This is a genomic window from Colwellia sp. 6M3 (genome assembly GCF_014077595.1).
In the GTDB taxonomy this organism is placed as follows: domain Bacteria; phylum Pseudomonadota; class Gammaproteobacteria; order Enterobacterales; family Alteromonadaceae; genus Cognaticolwellia.
The window spans coordinates 1-3469 of sequence record NZ_JACGWF010000159.1; the positions used below are offsets into that span (position 1 = coordinate 1).

At 35.6% G+C, this 3469-nt stretch carries 4 protein-coding genes; 3 read left to right on the forward strand and 1 reads right to left on the reverse strand.

Annotation, left to right across the window (positions count from 1 at the left end):
- Positions 1–476: 476 nt before the first annotated feature.
- The gene (locus H4J50_RS18580) at positions 477–1436 is read right to left on the reverse strand and encodes an integron integrase (protein WP_182257646.1); all 960 of its coding nucleotides are present in this window, start codon (positions 1434–1436) and stop codon (positions 477–479) included.
- Between the two features lie 349 nt (positions 1437–1785).
- On the opposite strand from H4J50_RS18580, the gene H4J50_RS18585 reads away from it, so the two are divergent.
- From H4J50_RS18585 to H4J50_RS18595, 3 genes are all read left to right on the forward strand, one after another.
- Entirely contained in the window at positions 1786–2400 is a 615-nt protein-coding gene (locus H4J50_RS18585; RefSeq protein WP_182257647.1) for a LysE family translocator, read from the forward strand.
- A 122-nt stretch (positions 2401–2522) separates the two neighbouring features.
- Complete coding sequence (locus tag H4J50_RS18590) at positions 2523–2924, forward strand: hypothetical protein (RefSeq protein ID WP_182257648.1); 402 nt, start codon at positions 2523–2525, stop codon at positions 2922–2924.
- A 138-nt stretch (positions 2925–3062) separates the two neighbouring features.
- On the forward strand, positions 3063–3347 hold the full coding sequence (locus H4J50_RS18595; RefSeq protein ID WP_182257649.1) for a hypothetical protein: 285 nt from the start codon (positions 3063–3065) through the stop codon (positions 3345–3347).
- Positions 3348–3469 lie beyond the last annotated feature (122 nt).

Sequence of the window (3469 nt, forward strand, 5' to 3'; positions counted from 1 at the left end):
ACATTAACTTACCTTAGCTGGATAATTACATGAGTTATGCCACCCTATTACATCAAAATGCCAGGTATTATCATCTAAAACTGGCACCCAACAACATTAACTCTGACCATTCAGTTGCATTCGGTTTTCCGCTAATAAATTAAGTTCATTCTGTGCTTAGCTAATATTGGCTTTTTTCACTAGCGACAACTCTTCCGACTTTGCGGTCGTAACGATTATTACTAAGAACGATCACTACTGCCACAAACCTGACCTAATTCACTGGTCAAGCCATCCATGTTTTATGTTCACTTTGATACGATAGCGGAAGTTAGCCTCAGATGAGTATATGGGACTTTTTATGATGGATTTTTGCCAGTAAGTCGCTGAGCCTGAGTGTGAACAATGCAACACAGCGGTCATTCGTCATCAAATAGTTAATGCTAACTGAGGACATCAGCAAAATAAAAAAAGAGATACTTTTTCTAATGATTAAGTTATCTATCAATAGGGCTAAGAGTCCCTGATGAATGCTGACCAATTACATGAGTATAAATTTGAGTAGTCTTCAAATCATTATGGCCAAGTAATTCTTGTACCGTTCTAATATCAGCTCCATTTAACAGCAACTGAGTCGCAAAACTGTGTCTGAAAGTATGTGCTGTTACATGCTTTCTAATATCAGTTTTCACAACGGCAGATCTCAGAGCTTTGGTTAATGAGGTCCAATGCAAGTGATGACGACAAAAATAACCATCCGTTGGATGCTTACATCTCACGGTTGAGGGAAATAAATATTGCCACTTAAACTGAGTAATTGCTTTTGGGTATTTGCGTGATAATCCTGAAGGCAAACTCGTTTTACCTTCTCCTTCAGCTAAATCTTTACTATGCAAATCTTCGACTTTGTCTATTTGGGCCTTGAGTGGCTCTATGAGTATTTTAGGCAATAGAGTCATTCTGTCTTTAGCTCCTTTCCCCCTAAAAACGTAAATTGAATTACCGTCAAAATCGATATCTTTTATACGCAACCTCAATAGTTCCGCTTTTCTTAATCCACACCCGTATAACAAGCTGAACATGAGGTGGTACGGAGGCTTTAACTCTTTGATAATCGCAGTAGCCTCTTGGTTTGATAATACCATTGGCACCCTAGTTGGCGCTTTAGCCCTAACCGTATCAGATAAGAGGGTTAGTTCTCTTTTGAATACATGCTTGTACATGAAAACAATAGAGCATAGCGCTAAGTTTTGGGTTGAAGACGTTACTTGCCTATCAACAGCTAAGTAAGTGAGATAATTACTTACTTCTTGCTCTCCCATATCTTTGGGGTGTCGCTTTTGGTTAAAAAGAATGAAGCGTTTAATCCAAAGCAAATACGCTTTTTCAGTTTGGATACTGTAATGTTTTGTACGAAGGATATTACGGATACTTTCAAGAAAAGGCGATGTAGACATTATTACCAACCTGTAGCTGTGTTTATATACAGTTATAGGTTTCAATTAAATAAAGATCAAATCTTTTATCAAATGGATATTACTGAGAAGTCACAGTAAATGACCAAAATCCTGATATATCATTAAAATTTTAAGTTATCTTGCTGAATACAAACGTTTTTTAGTTTTTTGTGTTGACAGGATATTACTGAGACTTCTCAGTAATATCCGAACACAATAAGTTTTGGTTAAATTAATCTTTCTAATTTATTGAAATTGTGGAATATTAAGTGATAATTATTAAAAATTATGGAACGGACATTACTGAGAAGTCTCCATAATAAGCTGTTAGGTTTTAAGGAGAGTACCAATGTCAATTGATAGTTTATTTGCTTTGTTCGGAGCCATGATTATTTTAGCAATAGTTCCCGGCCCTGCGGTTTTTGCTATCATTGCTCGTTCTTTTTCTTCTGGTAAATTACAAGCATTCTATATGACTGTTGGTATAGTATTAGGTGATTATATTTTTATTGTCCTTGCTTTGTTTGGTCTTTCTGCCCTTGCGGAAGTAATGGGAACAGCTTTTTTTATTATAAAATACCTGAGTGCTGCTTATTTAATTTGGCTTGGGGTTCAACTCCTACGTACAAAAGCAAAATCAATTGATATTGAAACATCGAAAGACTCATCTTTAATCTCTAATTTGTTAACTGGTCTTTTTATTACACTAGGTAATCCTAAAGCTATTATATTTTATGTGGGTTTTTTTCCTGCATTTATTAATGTTAACGAAGTTACATTTTATGACACCAGTTTAATTATGTTAGCTGCTACTTTAGCCTTTGGTAGTGTAAATATGTGCTACTCGTTACTAGCAGTAAAAGCGAAAAATACTTTTAAATCGCCTAATGCAACAACAGTCATTAATAAAACAGCGGGTACTATCATGGTGTCAACAGGTGCTTTGGTGGCAATTAAAACCTAACAAGAATTTAAAGAAGGACAAAATAAAGTTGGCTTTTTGTTCACTACGTTCACCTATTTTAGCCAACTATATTTTGCCTCTTAAATGGGCGTTATGTTTCATCCAAGGAGGGTGTTCAAAACATGTCTGAGATTACCATTGCGATTATAATCGTCACCTTGCTTGTTACTGTTCTTGCAATATTTTTGAGGCCAAGATACGTTGCCATTATATATGTGATAAGTAATATTGTTTTTTTTACAAATGCAGGGCAAGCGGGAGGCTGGTTTTTATTGTTAGTTCAAATGCCAGCACTTGTTCCTTCTATTCTTGGTATGTTTTTTGGTGCGTCTATTGGCCACTGGATTAGACCAATCATTGGAAAAAGACTCTCTAATATTGGGCATAATGCCTCTGATAGTTTATATAAGCAAACAAGCGAGCATAAAATATTACCGTTAAATTTAGACGGAACATCTAAAAAGCGTGAAAATAAATATGCAGTTAAAAAGGAAAGTTTTCCTGATAAGTCAGCGGAAAAATAAAATGAAGTAGTTGGGTGTTTAAAACATAACAAGGCACTTAAACGGAACTAAAACAGTGGGTTAAGTTTCGCTTCGCTACACATTTTAACCCACTATTATAGTCCGCTTAGTGCGGCGTTATAAAGCAGGGAGAAAGCTGTGTCATCTAGTGCAATAAATACTAAATGTTGGATTTGTGCCGAACGTGCAACATTTATAGAAATCGATCATGCCAATCGAAAATACTATCAATGTAGCGCTCCTGATTGCGGTGATTTCGCTATATCTTGGAGAGCTGAAGAATCTAAATCAGATAGTCATACTTTTAAAGAACATCTAAAATCACTCGCAAATAAGCATCGAGGTTCTGATAAAGTACCTTTGGTAACTATCGGCTCGGATCAAAATGTAAAAATTGAAGTCATAAATAAAACTGCTTTATAACACATATGAGCCTTATTCCCGTCAATAGGCAATAGGGTTTTATTTAGCTGCCGTTAGGCAGCTAATTGTTCATTCAATTCACAAGTTCATCTACTTCGCTATGTCAATTAGCCATTAAACAA

Coding starts and splice junctions, on each gene's coding strand:
- H4J50_RS18585 (WP_182257647.1), top strand. CDS start 1,786: ATGTCAATTGATAGTTTATTTGCTTTGTTCGGAGCCATGATTATTTTA.
- H4J50_RS18590 (WP_182257648.1), top strand. CDS start 2,523: ATGTCTGAGATTACCATTGCGATTATAATCGTCACCTTGCTTGTTACT.
- H4J50_RS18580 (WP_182257646.1), bottom strand. CDS start 1,436: ATGTCTACATCGCCTTTTCTTGAAAGTATCCGTAATATCCTTCGTACA.